Source organism: Mesorhizobium sp. M7A.F.Ca.CA.004.04.2.1 (genome assembly GCF_004022825.1).
Classification (GTDB): domain Bacteria; phylum Pseudomonadota; class Alphaproteobacteria; order Rhizobiales; family Rhizobiaceae; genus Mesorhizobium.
Window position 1 is genome coordinate 1 of record NZ_RZPH01000765.1, and the last position, 2,995, is coordinate 2,995.

Below are 2,995 nucleotides of genomic sequence, written 5' to 3' on the forward strand. Positions count from 1 at the left end.
CTTCGGAACGTCCACTGGACGTTCCGATCCGCCTGACGGCGGACCGGCCTCTCGCCCCTTGAAGTCCTTGGCCAGCAAATAGAGCTCGACCGATTCATCCCGCGACGCCGGCGGCTTGACGTGATGGACGGAGCGGAAGTTCTTCTTGAGCATCGAGAGCAGCTCGTTTTCGGCGCCGCCCTGGAAGGTCTTGGCGAGGAAATGCCCACCCGGCTTCAGCACCGACAGCGCAAAATCGGCCGCCACCTCGCACAGATGCATGGTGCGGATATGGTCGGTCCGCTTGTGGCCGGTGGTCGGTGCCGCCATGTCGGACAACACGATGTCCGGATCCCCACCCAGCGCCTCGGCCAGCTTCTGCGGCGCCAGCGGATCGAGGAAATCCATCAGCAGCACCGGGGCGCCTGGCACGGCGTCCATTTCCAGATAGTCGATGCCGATGACATGCGGCTTGTCGGCCGTCGATTTCGTCCGCGCGGCGGCGACCTGGCACCAGCCGCCGGGGGCGGCGCCGAGATCGATCACCTTCATGCCGGGTTTCAGGAGATGATGCTTGTCGTCGATCTCGATCAGCTTGTAGGCCGCGCGCGAGCGATAGCCGTCAGCCTTGGAGCGCTGGACATAGGGATCGTTGATGTGGCGCTGCAGCCAGCGGCGCGACGATTCCTTCAGCCCGCTCTTCTTCTTGATCCGCGTCTTCAGCACACGAATGCTGGCTGATCCTGGTTTTTCCGGTTTCTTGGTCATTGCTTATTTCTTCGGTTCGGGCTCACGCTCTGCCACGCCCATCGTTGCGCCAGACGCCATCATCGGCCATCAGTTCGCTCAAAATACCTTCGCGCAGGCCACGATCGGCGACTCGCAGCCGCTCGGACGGCCACACGGCGCGGATCGCCTCGAGGATAGCACAGCCGGCCAGCACCAGATCGGCGCGATCGGCACCGATGCAAGGGTTGGCGCAGCGCTGCTGGAAATCCCAGCCAACCAGTCTTTCGACCATGCGATCGACGCTGTCGCGGTCCATCCACAGCCCATCGACACGGCGGCGATCGTAGCGCTCGAGCTCAAGGTGGACACCGGCCAGCGTCGTCACGGTTCCGGACGTGCCCAGCAGATGGAAATTCGGACTGGCCTTGAGATGGCTCAGCCGATCGCGACCGTCGAAGCTGGCCAGCCGGCCGGCAACGTCGTCGACCATGGCGGCGAAGATCTCGCGCGTCACCGTGCGGCCGCCAAAGCGCTCGGCCAGCGAGACGACGCCGACCGGCAGCGACGTCCACGACACGATATGATTGGCCAGCCTTGGCGAACGGCGGCCAGCGAGATCGATGAGCGCGATTTCCGACGAACCACCGCCAATATCGAACAGGACGACGCCTTGGGTGTCGCGCTCGACCAGCGAGCCGCAGCCGGACACCGCCAGCCGCGCTTCGGTCTGGCGGTCGATGATCTCAAGCTTCAGGCCCGCCTCGCGTTCCACGCGGTCGATGAACTCGACGCCGTTTTCGGCCGTGCGGCAGGCCTCGGTGGCGATCAGCCGGGCTTTTCTGATCTTGCGGTTGCGCAATTTGTCGCCGCAGATTTTCAGCGCCTCGACCGCGCGGTCCATCGCCGGCTGGCCGAGCCGGCCATTGGCGGTGAGCCCCTCGCCCAGCCGGACGATGCGCGAAAAAGCGTCGATGACGCGGAACTGGCCATGCCGCGTCGGCACGGCCACCAGCAGCCGGCAATTGTTGGTGCCAAGGTCAAGCGCCGCAAACACCGGAAGCTCCTGGACCGGCGGCCGACGGGCGCTCTGTTCCGGCCGTGGCACCACAGCGACGGGCGAGGCCACCGATTCCGACGGTCTGTGGGCCTCCGCCGCCGGGACACCGGTCTCGCCCGGCGCCGGCGATCGATTCTCCGTGGGACGTGTCTCGTCGCGCGCAAAAACCTTGCGCCCGCGCCTTCGCTTGCGCCGCTTCTTGGGCTTGCCTTTGTGGGGTGCGTCGCCCGCCTGCCCGTCCGCGGAGCGGAGCTCCGTCGGGCGGCGTTGCTGCCAGCTTGCATTCCCCGGGCCAGCCGACCGCCGGGAAGCGCTGGACACGCCCACCTCCGGCGCGCCGGCGCCGGTGTCGTGGTCTTCCACTGTCGTTCCTTCCGGCGCCGCGCGAACCTATGATGGACGCAGCAGGCGCTTCAGTGTTTTAAGTTGCCGCCAGACTAACAGCGCCGCGCCCGATCACCAAGAGCCGCGTGCCGAATTTTGCCGGCAGGCCGCAAACCGCCGTTCCGGGGCGGCCGCGTAATGAACCCGCACGCCGCAGTTGCCGGCGCTACGCCTGCCGGCACCTCTTTCGGCCGCTCACTGCGGCAAATCTAGCCGGCCGACGCTGCGACAAGGGTTCGCGGTTGAATAGCCGGCTTCGATGAGGCATTTCTGAAATGAGCGGAAGAATCCGGCAAAGCCGGCCTCCCACCAGCCACGAAAAGGAAGCGGACCCGCAACGCATGGCAGTCAGGCAATGAACTGGAGACGCTATTTCTGGCCGGTTGTGGGCATCGCCGCCGTGATCTTCTCGCTGCTGCTGCTCTGGCACGAATTGCGCGGCGTTTCGCTCGACGACGTCTGGGACGGTATCACCGCCATTCCGACCCGGGGCTGGATCCTTGCCGCGCTGAGTTCGATCATCGCCTATGCCTCGCTTGCCGGCTACGACCACATCGCGCTCCTGCATATCGGCAAGCGCGTGTCGTGGCTGTTCGTCACGCTGTGCTCCTTCACCACCTATGCGCTGTCGCACAACATTGGCGGCTCGGTGTTTTCCGGCGCCGTCATCCGCTACCGCGCCTATGGTACCAGAGGCCTGACCGGACAGGATGTCGGCGTGCTGGTGGCGGTCTGCTGGATCACCTTCGTGCTGTCGACGATTTTGGCCTCGGGCCTGGTTCTGGTGTTCGAGCCTGAGATACTCGACCGGTTTTCCGGCATCGCCCATCATGGCCTGTCGGAAGC

Annotated in this window: 3 protein-coding genes; 1 reads left to right on the forward strand and 2 read right to left on the reverse strand. The window is 65.5% G+C overall.

The window, feature by feature from the left end; genetic code table 11:
• A partial coding sequence (locus EN893_RS26600) for an RlmE family RNA methyltransferase (protein ID WP_164901120.1) occupies positions 1-747 on the reverse strand: 747 nt, incomplete at its 3' end.
• 22 nt (positions 748-769) lie between these two features.
• Positions 770-2,128, reverse strand: a complete 1,359-nt coding sequence (locus EN893_RS26605) for a Ppx/GppA phosphatase family protein (protein WP_127272689.1) — start codon at positions 2,126-2,128, stop codon at positions 770-772.
• Positions 2,129-2,504: 376 nt separating this feature from the next.
• Between EN893_RS26605 and EN893_RS26610 the strand changes: the two genes are divergently transcribed.
• Positions 2,505-2,995, forward strand: a 491-nt coding sequence (locus EN893_RS26610) for a YbhN family protein (protein WP_164901121.1), incomplete at its 3' end; no start/stop codon positions are given.